The organism is Nonomuraea sp. NPDC051191 (assembly GCF_044455665.1).
Lineage (GTDB): Bacteria > Actinomycetota > Actinomycetes > Streptosporangiales > Streptosporangiaceae > Nonomuraea.
The window spans coordinates 252,750-269,867 of sequence record NZ_JBITEZ010000015.1; the positions used below are offsets into that span (position 1 = coordinate 252,750).

Annotated in this window: 17 protein-coding genes; 5 read left to right on the forward strand and 12 right to left on the reverse strand. The window is 72.2% G+C overall.

What is annotated here, in order from left to right; genetic code table 11:
• Positions 1 to 9: 9 nt before the first annotated feature.
• From ACIA8R_RS38835 to ACIA8R_RS38845, 3 genes are read right to left on the reverse strand one after another with little or no spacing between them, the layout of a single operon-like run.
• Entirely contained in the window at positions 10 to 1,269 is a 1,260-nt protein-coding gene (locus ACIA8R_RS38835; RefSeq protein WP_397042516.1) for an ABC transporter permease, read from the reverse strand.
• Positions 1,256 to 2,011, reverse strand: coding sequence for an ABC transporter ATP-binding protein (locus ACIA8R_RS38840; RefSeq protein ID WP_364094638.1), 756 nt, complete (start codon positions 2,009 to 2,011; stop codon positions 1,256 to 1,258). The genes ACIA8R_RS38835 and ACIA8R_RS38840 overlap by 14 nt, the downstream gene beginning before the upstream one ends.
• A complete protein-coding gene (locus tag ACIA8R_RS38845; RefSeq protein ID WP_364094641.1) occupies positions 2,008 to 3,117 on the reverse strand; it encodes a biotin/lipoyl-binding protein in 1,110 nt (369 codons plus the stop codon). Before ACIA8R_RS38845 ends, ACIA8R_RS38840 begins: the two co-directional genes overlap by 4 nt.
• Before the next feature lie 176 nt (positions 3,118 to 3,293).
• Between ACIA8R_RS38845 and ACIA8R_RS38850 the strand changes: the two genes are divergently transcribed.
• Entirely contained in the window at positions 3,294 to 5,054 is a 1,761-nt protein-coding gene (locus ACIA8R_RS38850; RefSeq protein ID WP_397042517.1) for an efflux RND transporter periplasmic adaptor subunit, read from the forward strand.
• Positions 5,055 to 5,151: 97 nt separating this feature from the next.
• On the opposite strand, the gene ACIA8R_RS38855 is transcribed toward ACIA8R_RS38850, so the two are convergent.
• The 3 genes from ACIA8R_RS38855 to ACIA8R_RS38865 all read right to left on the reverse strand — a co-directional run bounded on the left by ACIA8R_RS38855 (position 5,152) and on the right by ACIA8R_RS38865 (position 8,202).
• Positions 5,152 to 6,708: an alkaline phosphatase D family protein gene (locus ACIA8R_RS38855; protein WP_364094647.1), complete on the reverse strand. Its 1,557-nt coding sequence runs from the start codon at positions 6,706 to 6,708 to the stop codon at positions 5,152 to 5,154.
• 85 nt (positions 6,709 to 6,793) lie between these two features.
• A complete protein-coding gene (locus ACIA8R_RS38860) occupies positions 6,794 to 7,384 on the reverse strand; it encodes an HAD family phosphatase (RefSeq protein ID WP_357695728.1) in 591 nt (196 codons plus the stop codon).
• Entirely contained in the window at positions 7,381 to 8,202 is an 822-nt protein-coding gene (locus ACIA8R_RS38865) for a hypothetical protein (protein WP_357695726.1), read from the reverse strand. Before ACIA8R_RS38865 ends, ACIA8R_RS38860 begins: the two co-directional genes overlap by 4 nt.
• Before the next feature lie 159 nt (positions 8,203 to 8,361).
• Here ACIA8R_RS38865 and ACIA8R_RS38870 point away from each other — a divergent pair, with 159 nt between their 5' ends.
• A complete protein-coding gene (locus ACIA8R_RS38870) occupies positions 8,362 to 8,628 on the forward strand; it encodes a helix-turn-helix transcriptional regulator (RefSeq protein ID WP_357695724.1) in 267 nt (88 codons plus the stop codon).
• A 19-nt stretch (positions 8,629 to 8,647) separates the two neighbouring features.
• On the opposite strand, the gene ACIA8R_RS38875 is transcribed toward ACIA8R_RS38870, so the two are convergent.
• Entirely contained in the window at positions 8,648 to 9,427 is a 780-nt protein-coding gene (locus tag ACIA8R_RS38875) for a hypothetical protein (protein WP_397042518.1), read from the reverse strand.
• A gap of 145 nt (positions 9,428 to 9,572) precedes the next feature.
• On the opposite strand from ACIA8R_RS38875, the gene arfB reads away from it, so the two are divergent.
• A complete protein-coding gene (gene arfB / locus ACIA8R_RS38880; protein ID WP_357695720.1) occupies positions 9,573 to 9,983 on the forward strand; it encodes an alternative ribosome rescue aminoacyl-tRNA hydrolase ArfB in 411 nt (136 codons plus the stop codon).
• 13 nt (positions 9,984 to 9,996) lie between these two features.
• Here the strand turns inward: arfB and ACIA8R_RS38885 are convergent, their stop codons facing one another.
• The 5 genes from ACIA8R_RS38885 to ACIA8R_RS38905 form a co-directional block, all read right to left on the reverse strand.
• A complete protein-coding gene (locus ACIA8R_RS38885; protein WP_357695718.1) occupies positions 9,997 to 10,530 on the reverse strand; it encodes an NAD(P)H-dependent oxidoreductase in 534 nt (177 codons plus the stop codon).
• A 95-nt stretch (positions 10,531 to 10,625) separates the two neighbouring features.
• Positions 10,626 to 12,593, reverse strand: coding sequence for an AarF/UbiB family protein (locus tag ACIA8R_RS38890; RefSeq protein WP_364094661.1), 1,968 nt, complete (start codon positions 12,591 to 12,593; stop codon positions 10,626 to 10,628).
• Between the two features lie 66 nt (positions 12,594 to 12,659).
• On the reverse strand, positions 12,660 to 13,589 hold the full coding sequence (locus tag ACIA8R_RS38895; protein WP_364094664.1) for an acyl-ACP desaturase: 930 nt from the start codon (positions 13,587 to 13,589) through the stop codon (positions 12,660 to 12,662).
• A gap of 79 nt (positions 13,590 to 13,668) precedes the next feature.
• The gene (locus ACIA8R_RS38900; protein ID WP_364094667.1) at positions 13,669 to 13,857 is read right to left on the reverse strand and encodes a hypothetical protein; all 189 of its coding nucleotides are present in this window, start codon (positions 13,855 to 13,857) and stop codon (positions 13,669 to 13,671) included.
• A gap of 167 nt (positions 13,858 to 14,024) precedes the next feature.
• Positions 14,025 to 14,765 (reverse strand): HAD-IIA family hydrolase, encoded by a 741-nt coding sequence (locus ACIA8R_RS38905; protein ID WP_357696073.1) that lies wholly within the window; start codon positions 14,763 to 14,765, stop codon positions 14,025 to 14,027.
• A gap of 100 nt (positions 14,766 to 14,865) precedes the next feature.
• Between ACIA8R_RS38905 and ACIA8R_RS38910 the strand changes: the two genes are divergently transcribed.
• Both ACIA8R_RS38910 and ACIA8R_RS38915 read left to right on the forward strand, forming a co-directional pair.
• Positions 14,866 to 16,059, forward strand: coding sequence for a M20 family metallopeptidase (locus tag ACIA8R_RS38910; protein WP_397042519.1), 1,194 nt, complete (start codon positions 14,866 to 14,868; stop codon positions 16,057 to 16,059).
• Complete coding sequence (locus tag ACIA8R_RS38915) at positions 16,059 to 17,024, forward strand: zinc-dependent alcohol dehydrogenase family protein (RefSeq protein WP_397042520.1); 966 nt, start codon at positions 16,059 to 16,061, stop codon at positions 17,022 to 17,024. Before ACIA8R_RS38910 ends, ACIA8R_RS38915 begins: the two co-directional genes overlap by 1 nt.
• Positions 17,025 to 17,118 lie beyond the last annotated feature (94 nt).

Below are 17,118 nucleotides of genomic sequence, written 5' to 3' on the forward strand. Positions count from 1 at the left end.
TCATTCTCCTTACTCATGCCGCAGGGCCTGGATCGGCCGGAGCTTGGCCGCCCTGTTGGCGGGATAACTGCCGAAGAACAGCCCGATCCCCACCGACACGCCCAGCGCCAGCGCGACGGACGAGGGCACGAGGACCGGTTCGATGCCGGCCACGGTGAACCTGGTGCCGAGGAAGGCCACCAGCACCCCCAGCAGCCCGCCGACCAGGCTGAGCAGCGTGGCCTCCATCAGGAACTGGCCGAGGATCGCGCCGCGCGGCGCGCCGATCGCCTTGCGGATGCCGATCTCGCGGGTCCGCTCGGTCACGGTGACCAGCATGATGTTGGTGATGCCGATGCCGCCCACCAGCAGCGAGATAGCCGCCACGGCCCCGAGCAGCACGGTGAACGTGCCGGTCGCCTCGCTCACCGTCTCCTGCAGCGTGGCCTGGTTGAGTACGCGGTAGTCGGCGTTGCCGTCGGTGATGCCGTGCCGCTGGTTGAGGATGGCGGTCACCTCCGACTGCGCCGCCGTGGTGGCCTCCGCGCCGGTGGCCTGCACGACGATCGAGCCGAGCGAGCCGAACCCGCTCAGGCTCTGCTGCACGGCCGGCAGCGGCGCGACGGCCACGTCGTCGGCGTCCTGCATGCCGGTGGAGCCGCTCTCCTTGAGCACCCCCACCACCGTGAACGGCACCCCGGACACGCTGACCTGCCGGCCGATCGGGTCCACCGTGCCGAACAGCTCCTCCACCACCGTCTGCCCGAGCACCACGACCTTCCTGGCGGCCAGCACGTCGTCGTTGAAGAAGTACGTGCCCTTGGCCACGGGCTTGTTCATGGCCTCGAAGTAGCTGGGGTAGGTGCCGACGAACTGCGCGATCGTGTGGCTGGCGGCGCCGTACGCGGCGGTGGAGGAGGAGGCGTCGACCACCGGCGAGACGGACCTGACCGACGGCGCGAGCGTCCGGTCGGTCAGCGCCTTGGCGTCGGCCAGGCTGAGCTGCCTGGCCTGGGTGCGCGGCCCGGTGTTGCCACCGCCACCGCCCGGCCCGCGCCCGCCGAAGCCCCCTCCGCCGCCTCCGCCGGAGAAGGACGGGGAGATCGTCAGCGTGTTGGCGCCGAGGCGCTGGATGTTCTTCTGGATGCTCTGCGAGGAGCCCTCGCCGACCGCCACCAGCAGGATGACCGCGGCGACGCCGATGAGGATGCCCAGCGTGGTCAGGGCGCTGCGCATCTTGTTGGCCAGCAGGCCGCGCAGCGCGAAGCGGAGGATCTCAAGCTGGTTCACTGGCCGCCGTCCTCGGGGGCTGTCCGTCGACCGGCGCCTGGCGGCGGTCCTCCACGATCTCGCCGTCCACCAGCCGGATCACCCGTTTGGCGTGCGCGGCCACGTCGTCCTCGTGGGTGATGAGCACGATCGTGCGTCCCGACTGGCTGAGCCGGTCGAGGATCTGCAGCACGTCGCGGGTGGAGGCGGTGTCCAGGTTGCCGGTGGGCTCGTCGGCGAGCAGCAGCGCGGGCGCGGTGACCAGCGCCCTGGCCACGGCCACGCGCTGCTGCTGGCCGCCGGAGAGCTGGTTCGGCTCGTGCCGCACCCGGTCGGTCAGCCCGACCTGCTCCAGCGCGGCCAGGGCACGGGAGCGCCGCTCGGCCGGGGCGACGCCGCCGTACACGAGCGGCAGCTCGACGTTGGCCAGCGCGCTCATGCGCGGGATCAGGTTGAAGGACTGGAAGACGAACCCCACCCTGCGGTTGCGCAGGATCGCGAGCTGGCGCTCGGCCAGCCGCCCCACATCCGAGCCGTCGATCTGGTACGTGCCCGAGGTGGGCACGTCGAGGCAGCCGAGGATGTTCATCAGGGTGGACTTGCCGGAGCCGGAGGCGCCCATGATGGCGAGGTAGTCGCCGCGCTCGACGTCCAGGCTGATGCCGCGCAGGGCGCGCACCTTGGCGTCGCCCTCGCCGTACTCCTTGACGAGGTCCTTCACCCGCAGGACGGGGGCCGCCGTCGCGGTGGCCGGGGCCGTCATCGCCCGCCTCCCGGCATGCCGCCGCCGGGGAACCCGCCGCCGAACCCGCCGCGCTGGTTGGTGCCGCTCTGCGTGCCGGTCGCCGGAGGCACGAGCTGGTCGCCCTCCGACACCCCCGACCTGATCTCGGTGAGCGCCGTGCCCTGGACGCCGACCTCGACCGCGGTCCTGACCTGGCGGCCGTTCCTGAGCAGGGTGACCGTGGTCTGACCGCCGCTGGTGGAGACCGCGGTGGAGGGGACGGTGACGACGTCGTCCGCCTGGCCGACGACCACCTCGACGGTGGCGGTCTGGCCCAGCCTGACCTGGGACGGCACCTTGGTGAAGGTGACCGTGACCGGGTACTGGACGACGTTGTTGCTGGTGGTCGCGACCGGCTGGATCTGTGTGACCTTGCCGTCCGCGGTCACCCCCGGCAGGGCGTCGAAGGTGACGGTGGCCTTCTGGCTCTGCTTGAGCTTGCCGACGTCGGACTCGGTGAAGGTGCCCACGAGCTGGAGGCGTCCGGTGTCGGCCAGGTCGACGAACCCGCCCGTCCCCGTGCCGCCGCTCTGGGACTGGCCCTGCGACTGGCTCTGGCCGCTTCCACTCCCACTCCCGCTTCCGCTTCCGCTTCCGCCCGAGCCGGAGGCGGTGCCTCCGACGGATCCGTTCACCGCCGTGACCGTGCCCTTGAACGGCGCCCGCAGGACGGTGGCCGCGACCGTGCGCTCGGCCTCGCGGTAGGCGTTGCGCGCCTTGACGTAGGAGGCGTACAGGGCGGCCGTGCCGGTGCCCTCGTCGATCGCGCTCTGGTACGTGGCCTTGGCCGCCGACAGGCTCTCCTGGGCCGCGGAGTCGTCGAGCCTGGCCAGGATGTCGCCCTTGTCGACCTTGTCCCCGGCCTTGACGTAGATCCGCTCGACCGTGCCGCTCGTGCCGAACGACAGGGCCCTGGTCTTGGAACTGGCCACCGCGCCCGACGCGGACACCGACGCGGTCACCGAGCCGCGGCTCGCGCTCACCGTGCGCACGACCGTCTCGCCCGCCGCACGGTCCGTGCCGAGCTGGACGTAGGCGAGCGCGGCACCGCCCAGCAGGAGCACGCCCAGTGCTCCGTTGGTCATCAGCGCTCTGCGCGTTGTCGACACCTTCACAGCCGGTGACCCTTGCACACCAGCCTGCGCCGCAGCCGTGACGGAGCTGAACGTTCGCTGACAACCTGGGCCCGCGCCGGGCCACACAGGGAACTCTCAGGCTGCTCGCAGGCTGCCGCGAACCTGGTCGGCCAGGATGGGCGGTCATGAGACCGACTTTCGCGCTGGGCGGGCTCGCCCTGGCCGTGCTCGTCGCCGGGTCGGGCCTGGCGCTGGCACTCCGCGACGACGCCCCTCCCGCCGTGCGGGTACGGCTCGCCGCCGCTCAGCGGGGCCAGGTCACGGCCCTGGTCAGCGCCGCCGGCAACACCGTGGACGGGGCCCGCCGGGACCTGGCGTTCGGTTCGTCCGGCCCGCTGACCAAGGTGTACGTCAAGGTCGGGGCCAAGGTGACCAAGGGGCAGGTGCTGGCCAGGATCGACGGGCGGGCGGCGCGGGAGGCGTACGCGGCCGCCAAGGCCGACCTGGCCGCCGCCCAGGAAGCCCTCGACACGTCCACCGCCACCGGCACCACGTCCACCCCGTCCACCCCGTCCACCCGCACCGCCGCCACCCCCGGCTCACCGAACCCAGCCGCCACCGGCACCCCCGGGACCCCCGGGTCGCCGAACTCCGCCGCCTGCCCCACCCCGTCGGCCTCCCCAAAGCCCACCCCGAGCAGCGGAAGCCCCAAGGGCGAGGGCGTCCTCGGCCCGACCACCCCTCCCAGCACCCCGGCCACCCCCACCAGCCCCGGCGAGGCCACTGCTCACAACACCGCCGCGACCCCCACCCCCGGCGGGCCTCTCGCCAACACCAGGACCCCCACCACGTCCCCCACCCCCGGCAGGACGCCGACGCCCACCCCCACCGAGAACACCCCCGAGCCCCATCCCACGGCGACGGTCACCGAGACCGCCACCGTGACCGCCACGGTGACCGCCACGGTGACGGCCACGGTGACGGCCACCGTGACCGTGACGGCGACCCCGCCCGGCGACGGCACCCCGGGAGGCGGCCACACCTCCTCCCCCGGCACGCCGTCCACCCCCGCACCCCCCGCCACGACCAGGCCGACGACCACCCCGACCCCGTCCCAGAGCGCCAGGCCCACGGCGAAGGCCACCCCCAGAACGTCCTCCCCCCGCCCCACCGGCTCCTGCTCCCCCGGCACGACCTCCCGGGCCACGACCTCCCGGGGCAGCACCGCCCGAACCGCCACCACCGGCACGAACCCCGGCACCGGCACGAACGCGGGCACCGGCGCCAAGGGCGGGATCACCGAGGACCAGGCCGCCGCGAACGTGGACCGCGCCGAAGCCGCCCTGGAGCAGGCCGCCGACGCCGTACGCGCGACCCGCATCGTGGCCCCCGCCTCGGGCACCGTCCTGTCGGTGGCGGGCGCGGTCGGCGACACGGCCGGCACGGGCGCCTTCATCAGCCTCGGCAACCTGAACGAACTCCAGGTCCAGGCCATGGTCACCGAATCGGACGTCAACCGCCTCAAACTCGGCCAGAAGGCCACCGTCACCCTGGCCACCCGCCCCGGCGAGCATCACAGCGGGACGGTCACCGCCATCGCCCCGACCGCCACCGTCGAGGACCAGCTCGTCCGCTACTCCGTCACCCTGGCCTTCGACGAGCCGCCCACGGGCCTCATGCTCGGCCAGACCGCCACGGTCTCGGTGACGACGGCCGAGACCAAGGACGCGATCTACGTCCCGGCCGCCGCCGTCCGCAGCCGTTCCGACGGCGCCCAGGTCGTCACCGTACGCTCGGGCGGGCAGGACGCCGCGAAGGTCGTCGCCACCGGCGTCCGCGGCGACCAGTACGTCGAGATCACCTCAGGTCTCGACGAGCGCGACCAGGTCGTCATGTCCGGCACCGCCACCGGCGAGTTCCCCGACGCGACCTGGCCGGGCGCCTGAGCGACCGTCCGACCATCCGGCACCGGCGGTTCCCAGCCGATCCCCAGCCCGCTCCCAGCAAACCTTCAGCCGCCCCCCACGAAGCCCCCGCCGTCCCTCAGCCGTGGCGCGGCACGGGACGGACGGCGGCCCGCCCCGCCGCCGAGCGGGCCGGTTCGGCCGGGACGGTGAGCCGGTGCGCGGTGCGGGCCTGCGCGCCGCGGCGGGAGATGTGGTCGAGCGTGCGGAAGTCCACCGACAGCTCGTCCCGGGTCAGCCGGGCCATGAGGTATCCCCGCCGCTGGTCGATGAAGGAGATGTGCGGGTTCTCCTGGAGGGCCTCGGCGATCCACGTCCGGTCCCGGTAGCCGTCACCGTCGCTGGCGATCGACGACGTCACCAGTTCCCTCGCCACCACCGGCGAGTCCGGGTCGTCGAAGTCGGCCTTGAGGTCGGCCAGGTGGTGCATGTGGGCGTCCCCGGTCAGCACGACGGGGTTGGAGGTGGTGGACAGCGACCCGAGCAGGCGGGTGCGCTCGGCGGCGTAGCCGTCCCAGGAGTCGAGGTTCACCTCGTGGCCGGGCCCGATCTTGTAGTCGCGCTGGGCCATCAGGATCTGCTGCCCCAGCAGGTTCCACCGGGTTCCGGACCCGCTCAGCCCCTCCTCCAGCCACCGCCACTGGGCCGAGCCGAGCAGCGTGCGCCGGTCGGACAGCCGTTCGTCACAACCGGCCCGCACCCCGTCCAGGCAGGCCTGGTCGTCGCGGAACTGGCGGGTGTCCAGCAGGTGGAAGCGGGCCAGCGTCCCCCAGGAGACGCGCCGGTTGATGCGCAGCACGGCTCCCTGGAGGCTGGCCCGGCGCAGCGGCATGTTCTCGTAGTACGCGCGGAAGGCGTCGGCGCGGCGGCGGGCGAAGCCGGGCGCGCCGGTGCTGGAGACGGGGCCGGCCCAGTTGTTCTCCACCTCGTGGTCGTCGAAGGCCACCAGCCAGGGCGCGACCGCGTGGGCGGCCTGGAGGTCGTGGTCGCTCTTGTACTGGGCGTGCCGCAGCCGGTAGTCGGCGAGCGTGGCGCACTTGCCCGGCGTGTGCGTGCGCACCCGTCCGGCCAGGGCGGTGTAGCCGCTGGGGCCGTACTCGTACATGTAGTCGCCGAGGAAGACCACCAGGTCGGGCTCCTGCTCGGCCAGGCGGCGGTAGGCGGTGTAGTAGCCGTGCTCGTAGTGCGCGCAGGCGGCCACGGCGAAGGTGAGCGGGCTCTCCCCGGCGGGCGTCGTCCTGGTGCGGGCGGCGGGCGAGAGCCGGCCCTGGCTCCTGAACCGGTAGAAGTAGTCGCGGCCGGGCTCCAGGCCCTCCAGCTCGACGTGCACGCTGTGGGCGTCGCGCGGCCGGGCGGTCACGGTGCCCGACCGCACGACCGAGGAGAAGCGCTCGTCGGTGGCGACCTGCCAGTCGACCTCCACGTCGCGCGTGGGCATGCCGCCGCGGCCGTCGCCGCTCAGCGGGTCGACGGCCAGCCGGGTCCACAGGACGAAGCCGTCGGCGGAGGGGTCGCCGGAGGCCACGCCGAGGGTGAACGGGTCGGACTTGAGTGTCGTGGCGGAGGCGGGCGGGGTGACGGCGCCGGGCGCGAGGAGGCCGGCCGCCGCCGCTGTCAGGAACGTTCTGCGGTCCACGCTCCAGGTATGTCCGCCCGCGCTGACCCCGTCGTGACAGGCGAGTCAAGCGTGGGTGAACAGCGGCGGTCGTCCCGGCGGGCGGTCAGCGGGGCAGCTCGCGCAGGGACTTGCGGAGCGCGGCGGCGCCGGTGAACAGCACGCCGGTCATGCCCGCGCGCTCGGCGCCCTCGACGTTCTCTGCGCGGTCGTCGACGAAGACGATCTCGGACGGGTCGGCGGCCAGCTCGCGGGCGACCTCGTCGAAGATCTCCCGGTCGGGTTTCACCAGGCCCATCCTGCCGCTGTAGAAGCGGTGGCCGATGGCGGCGATCCAGGGCAGCTCGTCCAGGCCGTCGGCCATGCAGACGGGCATGTTCGACAGCAACGCCACGCCGCCGCCCGCGTCGAGGATCTCCCCGAGGACGGCGACCGTGCCCTCGTCGGGGTAGGCCCAGCTCGCGACGTCCATGGCCACCAGGCGGGCGACCTCGGACGGGGTGGCGGCCCGGCCCAGCACGGCCGACCAGTAGGCGACGGGGCTCAGGCTCGCCCGGTCGAACTCCAGGCGGTGCTCCCAGTAGCCGCGTGCGAAACCTTCCGGCTCGGCCCCGACGGCCCGCGCCATGGCCTCGTTGTCGGACTCGGACTGGGGAAGGGACAGGACGCTGCCGTAGTCGAACACAATCCACGTCATGCAAGGAATGGTCGCAGATGCGGGTCGAGCGCCGGGCAACCCAGGTACTTCTCGGCCGTGTGGAAGTCGATCCAGTCCAGGTTGACCAGCTCTTCGACGTCCACGCCGGTGAAACTGGCGCGCAGCGCGGGCGGGATGGCGGCGATGTCGTCCTTGTCGGCGATGTTCACCCAGCGGGCGACGTTCTTCGGGCGCTCGCCGAGGCCGTTGACGGGGGCGGGCAGCAGGCGCTCGAAGACGACGTTGCGCATGCCGAGCGGGCTGCCGAGCGTCAGGAGCAGGTCCACGGGCAGGTCGGGGTTGGCCCACAGGGCCTCGTACGCCACGACGCTGCCGAGCGAGTGGGCGATCACCACCCTGGGCCGGTTCCTGCGGATGGCGTCGGCCACGGCCCGCCGGCACCGCTCGCGCCTCTCCTGGTCGGTGAGGTAGACCGCGACCTCGGGCGCGAACAGCTTGGCGAACGCCGCGGACCTGGTGTCGAGCCTGCCGAGCAGCCACCCGGTGAACGACTTGAGCGCGCCGGTGACGTGCTCGCCGAGCCCGAGGTCCTTGGCCCATTCGACGAGCACCTGCTGCGTGGCGGCCTCCACCCGCGCGGCCGCCTGCGGGGAGCTCTCCCCCGGCTTGGGGTCGCGCAGGAGGTGGGAGAAGTAGGCGACCTCGCTGAAGTAGGCGCCGGTCCCGCCGCCGAGCGCCGCGTGCAGGTAGCGGTCCCATTTGAGGCGCATGGCCTCGGCGGCCCCGGCGGCCGACCCGCCGGCCTCCAGGAAATAGTTGTACTTGCCGATCCCGTGCACGCCCACGATGGCCGTCACAGCGCCTCCCCCACCCCTGACCGCTCGATCTTCCGCGGATATTGGCATACGCCGCTCGTCCACGCGCGTCAAGAGCGGTCGGGGTTTAGGCTTGCCTAAAGGTTTAGGTAGAGCTAAAGTGGAGTCACGAGGACGGACAGCGTCGAGAGCGAGACCGAGATGGCCTTCCGCCGGAACTCCCGCGACGAGGTGGGCGGTCTCGCCCAGGAGGTCGTCGACGAGATCACCTGGTACATGCGGGAGCACAAGATCACCCGGGCCGATCTCGCCGCGTCGCTGGGCGTCTCGCCCGGCCGGGTGAGCCAGATACTCTCCGGCGACGAGAACCTCACGTTGCGCACGCTCGGCGCGGTCGTCGACGCGCTCGGCGCCCGCCTGGAGCTCACGCTCGGCGACGCCGAAGGCTCCCCCACGGCACTCACCTGAGCCGGTTCAGCGCGCCCGTTCAGCGTGCTCGCATGATGTGCTCGCCGGCGCGGGCCCGTGACGGCGGCACGTACCCCGGCAGGGAGCGGTAGCCGGCCCGGTAGGCCGCGGCCAGCAGGCGCAGCACGTCGTTCTCGGCGTCGTGCCGCAGCACGCCGTGCAGGCGGTTGAGGTTGCCGAGATAGCGCTCGTACCTGGGGGTCTTGGTGTGGCGGGAGAGGGTGAGCGCGGTGGCCACCTTCGAGCGGGCGGCGCCGTCCTCGATCAGGGCGGCCACGTCCAGCCTGCGCTCGACGGCGTCCAGCCGGGCGTGCACCCGTTCGCGCCGCCGGTCGTCGGCCGACAGGCGGTCGCGCATGCGCTCGTGGTAGCGCGCCGCGGCCAGGCTCAGCTCGTAGACGTTCCAGGACGGGTCCACCCGCTTCTCGCACCAGACGCGCTCGTCCTCGGCCATCGCCTGGTCGAGCCGGGCCAGCAGCGACACCAGCCAGAACGTGGCCGCCTCCCGGGCCAGCGAGCGCCGCTCGTCCTGCCTGGCCCGCATCTGGCTGAGCCACAGGCCGCTCGGCGCGACCGCGCCCAGGACGGTGGCGAGGGAGTCGTTCAGCAGCGCGTGCCCGGCCAGCGCGACAGTGGCCGACAGGCCGCCGGTGAGCAGGCTGATGGCGACCGCGAGCCGCCGCCCGGCGGGCCCGAACGGCCGCCCCTTCCCCTGGCACCGCAGCAGCAGGAAGGCGACGGCGGAGACCACCGCGAGTCCAACGGTGAGCGCCGCCTGGGCGACCCACTTCGGGTCCATGGAATTAGCCCCTCCCGCGGAATGTTCTCTCCATATTCGCAGTGAGGGCAAACATTGAAAATGCCGTTGCGTACGGTATACGTCGCTCATATACGGTGACAATGACCTCGACAAGGCGCATCCACCTGGAACAGGAGCCCCACCCATGCCCGGCCCGCTGATCGTCAACGACTCGATCGTCATCCCCGACGCCGAGCTCGTCTGGCGTTTCTCCCGTTCCTCAGGTCCGGGCGGCCAGGGTGTCAACACCACCGACAGCCGCGTGGAGCTGGTCTTCGACGTGGCCGCGAGCACCGCGATCCCGCCCGCGCTCAAGGCCCGCGCGCTCGACCGCCTGGGCGCCGGCACGATCACCGTCGTGGCCTCGGAGTACCGTTCCCAGCTGCGCAACAGGGAGGCCGCCGGTCACCGGCTGGCCCAGCGCCTCAGGGAGGCCGTCGCGCCGCCGCCCAAGCGCCGCCGTCCGACCAAGCCCAGCCGCGGCTCCGTCGAACGCCGCATCGCGGGCAAGAAGCTCCGTTCCGACGTCAAGCGCCTGCGCCGCGACCCGCACTGAACCCCGCGCGGGCTCAGAGGGAGAACGCCGGCTCCCTGACGCCCGCCGGGCAGAGCTGCCCAATCACCGCGCGCACCTGACCGCGCAGCACGGGGTCGGTGAGGTGGCCGTCGTCGTCGAAATGCGGGCAGGCCGGCGAGATGACCAGCTCGGCGCCCATCACGACCGCGTCCGCGCCCTGGAGCCGCTTGTAGAGCTCCGCCTGCGCCCACATCGCGCCGCACGCCCGCGCGCTCGCGCTCATCACCGCCACGTGCTTGCCGGACAGCACGTCCCCGGCCGACAACCACTCCAGCGTGTACGTCAGCTCCATCGGCAGCAGGCTGTGCTCGGGGGCCGTCAGCAGTACCGCGTCGGCCCCGGCGACCAGCCCGAGCAGTTCCCTGGCCGCCACCGGCACCTTGCCCGGCTGGTACGGCGGGACGTCGCCCATCCCCGTCCAGATCTCGAACCGGACGCCCTCCGGCAGTTCGCCGCCCGCTGCGTCCAGCAATCTGTTGATGAATGACCCCGCGTGGAGACTGGCGGCGATCCCGATGATTTTCACCTATGCTCCCCAGGCGTTCCGGTGTCACCTGGAAACTTCCCGATGCCTGGGATGTCCAAGACCAGCTCAAGGTCAAAAGCGGCTCTGTCTTCGGCTCAGCGCCGGTGACGCTCCTGGTCAGGCGGGCGCCGGAAGATCAACGCGAGCACCCGCAGCACCATGATCGCCGCGATCACCAGCAGGTTGTAGCCGAGGAGCTGGTACAGGCTCGTGGTGCCGATCACGACGGGGCCGCCCTCGATGCCGAGCAGCAGCACCGCCATGAGCCCGGCCGTGGCGCCGAGCACGGTGAGCAGCACCTGGTGGACCAGTCCGGTGACGTAGCGGCGATCGCGGTCGTCGGCCAGCAGCCGGACGTTCAGGCTGAACCTGCCGTGCTCGGCGGCGCTGGCGATGCGCTCGACCCGGCGGGGCAGGCGGCGCAACATCGGCAGCAGCGCGGCCAGCTCCTGCCCGACGGCCTCCTTGACCGACTCGGGCCCGGCCCGCTCGGCCAGGTAACGGCCGGCGAACGCGCGGGCCTCGCCGATCAGGTTGAAGCCGGGCGACAGGCGCACGAGCGTGCCCTCCAGCGTGGCCAGGGCGCGGAAGACGGCGGCCACCTCGGGCGGGATGGACAGCCCGTACTCCGAGACGATCCTGAACAGGTCGGTGAACATCTGCGCGCTGTCCATGCCAGGCCCGAGGTGCCGGGCCATGAACTGGCCGAGCGCCCTCTCCAGCGCGGCCTCGTCGATCTCCTCCGGCCGCGGCACCACCTCCAGCAGCGCGTCGGTGACGCCGAGCGGGTCCTGCCGGTTCATCGCGAGCAGGAAACGTTGCAGGGCCGAGCGGACGGAGGCGTCCAGGCGGCCGACCGAGCCGAAGTCGAGCAGGCCGAGCGTGCCGTCGTCGAGCAGCATGAGGTTGCCGGGGTGGGGGTCGGCGTGGAAGACGCCCTCGACGAGGATCTGCCTGAGCAGGCAGTCGAGCAGGTCGCGGGCCAGCCCGGGGCCCTGCTCGGGGGCGGCGGCGGTGACCGGGCCGCCCGACAGGCGCCGCATGACCAGCACCTGTTCGGTGCAGAGCGCGGGGAACGGCTCGGGGTAGGTGACGCCGCCGCTGCCGGAGGCGGCCACGGCGGCCATGTTGGCGGCCTCGACGCGGAAGTCCAGCTCCTCGCGGATGGCGGTGGCGAACCCCTCGGCCAGGTCGCGCAACCCCAGCGAACGCCCCCACCGCGTCCTGGACTCCAGCGTGGCGGCCAGCCGGCGGACGATGTCGAGGTCCTGGGCCACCACGCGCTCGATGCCCGGCCTGCGGACCTTGACCACGACGCTCTCGCCGGTGTGCAGGCGCGCGGTGTGGGCCTGGCCGATGGAGGCGGCGGCCAGCGGCGTACGGTCGAAGGCGGCGAACACCTCCTCGACCGGCCCGCCCAGCTCGGCGGCGAGCACCGGCTCGATCCGCTCCCACGGCGCGGGGGCGACGTGGTCCTGAAGGCGGCCCAGCTCGTCGATGAACTCGGCCGGCAGCAGGTCGCGCCGGGTGGACAGGACCTGGCCGAGCTTGACGAAGGTGACGCCGCCGTCGTCGAGCGCCTGGCGCAGCGACCTGGCCAGGCGCACCTTGCCCGACCTGTCGTCCAGGCTGTCGCCGCGGCCCCGCAGGTAGGGGCCGAGGCCGTGCCGGAACGCGATCCTGGTGATCTGCGAGTAGCGCCTGGCCCGGCGAATCCGTCCGCGCAGCGAGCGCAGCACCTCCAGCGGCCCCGGCACCGAGCCGGGCGGCACCAGCGCCTCGGCGAGCACCAGGATCACCATCGGGATGAGCACCATGCACATGGCGACCAGGAGCAGCATCCCGAGCGCGCCCGCGTCGGGCGTGGTCTGCGGGTCGACCGGCCCGAACGAGGCGATCACCGGCGTCAGCATCGGCTGGGCCAGGCCCCAGGCCACCATCGCGGCCAGGAAGGTGCGTAACGCGCCGAACCTGACCCCGAGCAGGCGTTGGGCCGCCGTCGCCAGCAACAGGATCATCACCAGGATGGCGAGCGAGACGAACAGCGTGCCCAGGAGCTCCATGAGGAGGGATCATGCCACGCCGCGCGGGTGGCGGCGGCGCGCCGGCCCCGGTGCCGGCCCCTGGCGTCAGCCCTTGGCGGCGGCGCGGGCGCGGCGCTCGTCGCGGCGCTCGACGAAGCGGGCCGCGGTCACCTCGGTCTTGGCCAGGAACGCCGACAGCTCCTCGCGGGCCTGCTCGCCCTCGGCGTCGAGCCCGGTCTTGTCGAAGACCGCCCACTGCCGCAGCACGGGCATGAGCACGTCGTCGAGGTGCAGGCGCAGGTCGTAGATGCCCTCATTGGCGATGATCATGGCCTTGCGGGCGAAGCCCTCCATGCCCGTGCCGGGCATCTGGAAGGTGGTGACGACCTCGGTCACCGCGCGCATGGTCTGGTTGGGGTCGAGCTCGAAGGCCGCCTTGAGCAGGTTGCGGTAGAAGAGCATGTGCAGGTTCTCGTCGGCGGCGATGCGGGCGAGCAGGCGCTCGCAGCCCTCGTCGCCGGAGGCCCTGCCGGTGTTGCGGTGGGAGATGCGGGTGGCCAGCTCCTGGAAGGAGACGTAGGCGAGCTGCTGGAGCATGGTGCCGTACGCGGTGGTGAAGCCCTGCTCCATGTGGTGCATGCGGGCCCGCTCCAGCGCGACCGGGTCGACCGCCCGGGTGACGGTGAGGTAGTCGCGCAGAGCGGTGCCGTGGCGGTCCTCCTCGGCGGTCCAGCGGTGCACCCAGGTGCCCCACGCGCCGTCGCGGCCGAACGTGGTGGCGATCTCGTGGTGGTAGCTGGGCAGGTTGTCCTCGGTGAGCAGGTTGACGATGAGCGAGATGCGGGCGGCCTCGGGGATCTTCGAGTCGCCCTCCTCCCACGCCTTGCCGCCGTAGATGCCGTCGAAGTCGCGTCCTTCGCTCCACGGGATGTACTCGTGCGGGAACCACTCCTTGGCCGTGGAGTTGTGGCGATCGAGCTCCACGCCGACAACAGGCTCAAGCTCGTGCAGCAGTTCCGTCTGAGACATCGCCATAAAGATCTTCTCCTTCAGGTTACGGGACCGTAGGTTAGGCTACCTGAAGGACATGTGATGCGGTGTCTACCTGGTTGTCCTAAATGCCAACGCGTTGCAACAAGCGGTCCAGCTTGATGTTCAGATCGAGGATCTCCGAGCGCAGCGAGTTGAACTCCTCGGCCATCGCCGTCCGGACGAACCTGAGCTCCTCGGTCACCTCGACGCGCAGTGTCGCCAGCTCCTGCGCGGCCTGCGCGTCCTTCTCCCCGGGCTCGTCACGCCACATCGCTGCCTCCCCGAAATCGGTAAGTCACCTTCCGCCACCAAGGATCTCAGCCGGACGGGCGCCGCGCCGCCGGACGGCGGACGCCGGGAGTGGTTTTCTTCTCCCGCGCCGCGATCCTTCGCGCCCCGGGAGAAGAGTTGTCACCCTGCTCGCGCTCCCCGCCGGGCTCAGATCAGGTCGACGAGGTCGGCGACCGACTCCACGACCAGGGAGGGACGGTAGGGGAAGCGGTCGATCTGGTCGCGCTGGGTGACGCCGGTCAGCACCAGGATCGTGAACAGCCCCGCCTCCATGCCGGAGACGATGTCGGTGTCCATCCGGTCGCCGATCATGGCGGTGGTCTCGCTGTGGCCCTCGATGGCGTTGAGCGCGCTGCGCATCATGCGGGGGTTGGGCTTGCCCACGAAGTAGGGCTCGACACCGGTCGCCTTGGTGATCATCGCGGCCACCGCGCCGCAGGCCGGCAGCGAGCCCTCGGTGGAGGGGCCGATCGGGTCGGGGTTGGTGGCGATGAAGCGGGCGCCGGCCTCGATGAGGCGGATCGCGCGGGTGATCTGGGTGAAGCTGTAGGTGCGGGTCTCGCCGAGCACGACGTAGTCGGGGTCGAGGTCGGTCAGGACGTAGCCGACCTCGTGCAGGGCCGTGGTCAGGCCGGCCTCGCCCATCACGTACGCCGAGCCGCCGGGGCGCTGGTCGTCGAGGAACTGGGCGGTGGCCAGGGCGGAGGTCCAGATGGACTCGGCGGGCACGTCGAGCCCGGCGCCGGCCAGCCGTACGGAAAGGTCGCGCTGGGTGTAGATGGAGTTGTTGGTCAGGACCCGGAATTTCTTGTCGGACTCCTTGAGCCGTTTGATGAATTCGTCCGCACCGGGGATCGGCCGCCCCTCGTGGACGAGGACGCCGTCCATGTCGGACAACCAGGAGTCGATCCGCTTACGCTGAGTCACCCGCTCATGGTATCGAGCGAGCCTTGTCGACTTCTCGCCGCACACATGAACAATGTTCATCATGTCGTTCACTGAATCCGCCCTGGACATGCGGGACGAACTCATCCAGCTCCGCCACTCCCTGCACACCACCCCCGAGCTCGGACTGCATCTGCCGAGGACGCAGGAGAAGGTGCTGGCCGCGCTCGACGGGCTCCCCCTGGAGATCACGACCGGCAAGACGCTCAGCTCGGTCACCGCGGTGCTGCGCGGCGGCCGTCCCGGTCCCGCGGTGCTGCTGCGCGGGGACATGGACGCCCTGCCGGTCGCCGAGCGCAACGACCTGCCCTACATCTCCCAGACGCCGGGCCAGATGCACGCCTGCGGCCACGACCTGCACACCGCCATGCTGGTCGGCGCGGCCCGGCTGCTCAGCGCGCGGCGCGAGGACGTCGCCGGTGACGTGATCTTCATGTTCCAGCCGGGCGAGGAGGGGCACGATGGCGCCAAGCACATGATCGGCGAGGGCGTGCTCGACGCGGCCGGCACGCGGCCGGTGGCGGCGTACGGGATGCACGTGGTGTCGGCCATGCTGCCGCCGGGGCTGTTCGCCTCCCGGCCGGGCCCGATGATGGCGGCGGCCGACGTGTTCTGCGTGACGGTGAAGGGCAGCGGCGGGCACGGGTCGAGCCCCCACCGCGCCAAGGACCCGATCGCGGCCGGCTGCGAGATGGTGACGGCGCTGCAGACGATGGTGACCCGCACGTTCGACGTGTTCGACCCCGTGGTGATCACCGTGGGCACCTTCCACGGCGGCTCGGCCGACAACGTGATCCCCGACGAGGCGCGCTTCGAGGCGACCGTGCGCACGTTCAGCAAGGAGCACCGGGTGCTGGTCAAGCGGCGGCTGGTGGAGGTGGTCGAGGGCATCGCGGCCGCCCACGGGCTCCGGGTCGAGACGTCGTTCGGCATGGGCTACCCGGTGACGGTCAACGACCAGGGCGAGGCCGGGTTCGTCTCGGCGACCGCCGACGAGCTGTTCGGCCCCGGCCGCTATTTCGTGGCGCCGCAGCCGGTGATGGGGTCGGAGGACTTCTCGTACGTGCTGGAGGAGGTGCCGGGCGCGTTCGTCTTCCTGGGGGCCTGCCCGCCCGACCGCGACCCGGCCACGGCGCCCTACAACCACTCGCCGGACGCCCTCTTCGACGACTCCGTGCTGTCCGACGGCGCCGCGCTGTACGCCTCGCTGGCCTACGAGCGCCTGTCGGGTTCGTGATGCGCGCCTGGGTGGTGGACCGGCCGGGGCCGATGGCGTCCGGCCCGCTCGTACCGGTCGAGCGGGACGTCCCCGAGCCCGGCCCCGGCGAGGTGCTGGTCAAGGTGGAGGCGTGCGGCGTGTGCCGGACCGACCTGCACCTGGCCGAGGGCGACCTCGCGCCGCGGCGGCCGCGGACCACCCCCGGGCACCAGGTGGTGGGCCGGGTCGAGGGCTCCGGCGAGCGGGTGGGAGTGGCCTGGCTGCGCTCGACGTGCGGCCGGTGCCGCTACTGCCTGCGCGGCACGGAGAACCTCTGCCCGGACTCCACATATACGGGCTGGGACGCCGACGGCGGCTACGCCGAGTACGTCGTGGCCCCCGCCGACTACGTCTATCCGCTGCCCGGCGACGTGCCGGCCGAGCGGCTGGCGCCGCTGCTGTGCGCGGGCATCATCGGCTACCGGGCGCTGGCGCGCTGCGACCTCCCGCAGGGCGGCCGGCTCGGCATCTACGGCTTCGGCTCCTCGGCCCACCTCACCGCGCAGGCGGCCGTCGCGCAGGGCGCCACGGTGCACGCCGTGACCAGGTCGGCCGCCTCCAGGGCGCTGGCGCTGGAGCTGGGCGCGGCCTCGGCGGGCGACCGGCCGCCCGAGCCGCTGGACGCGGCGATCCTGTTCGCGCCGGTCGGCGACCTGGTGCCGCCCGCGCTGGAGGCCCTCGACCGCGGCGGGACGCTGGCGATCGCCGGCATCCACCTGACCGACGTGCCCCCGCTGAACTACGAGCGGCACCTGTTCCAGGAGCGCACGCTGCGCAGCGTGACCGCCAACACCAGGGCCGACGGGCGGGCCTACCTGGAGCTGGCGCTGGCCCATCCGCCGCGGGTGGCGACCACGCTCTACCCGCTGGCCGCGGCCGATCGGGCGCTGGCCGATCTGGCCGCCGACCGGCTCAGCGGCGCCGCCGTGCTGGTCGTGGACTGAGGCCCCAGGACCCGTCGTCCGAGGTCGCGCGATGGAGATTGGCGCCATGCCGGACCTCTATGAAGGAAAGTTACATTACACTCACAACATCTGG